This is a genomic window from Vibrio sp. SALL6 (genome assembly GCF_002002385.1).
Taxonomy (GTDB): Bacteria; Pseudomonadota; Gammaproteobacteria; order Enterobacterales; family Vibrionaceae; genus Vibrio; species Vibrio parahaemolyticus.
The window spans coordinates 1-281 of sequence record NZ_MQVK01000068.1 but is presented as its reverse complement, the minus strand read 5'-3'; the positions used below and the strand labels follow the sequence as shown (position 1 = coordinate 281).

2 tRNA genes are annotated in these 281 nt (G+C 51.6%); both read right to left on the bottom strand.

The features are described from left to right. Positions 1–13 precede the first annotated feature (13 nt). Positions 14–89, bottom strand: a tRNA-Ala gene (locus BIW15_RS23895). A gap of 41 nt (positions 90–130) precedes the next feature. Next, positions 131–207: transfer RNA gene (locus BIW15_RS23890), tRNA-Ile, on the bottom strand. Positions 208–281: the final 74 nt, after the last annotated feature.

The window sequence follows — 281 nt, the reverse complement described above, 5'->3', positions numbered from 1 at the left end:
ATGCGCTTAAAGATGGTGGAGCTATGCGGGATCGAACCGCAGACCTCCTGCGTGCAAGGCAGGCGCTCTCCCAGCTGAGCTATAGCCCCATCAAGGTGTCGATACTGTATGCCAACTCCCTAAAAGGAATTGGTGGGTCTGAGTGGACTCGAACCACCGACCTCTCGCTTATCAGGCGAACGCTCTAACCACCTGAGCTACAGACCCAGTATCGTCTCTTTTACATAAACCGTATCAATCTGTGTGGACACTCATCGTGAGTAATCATCGTTTAAGGAGGT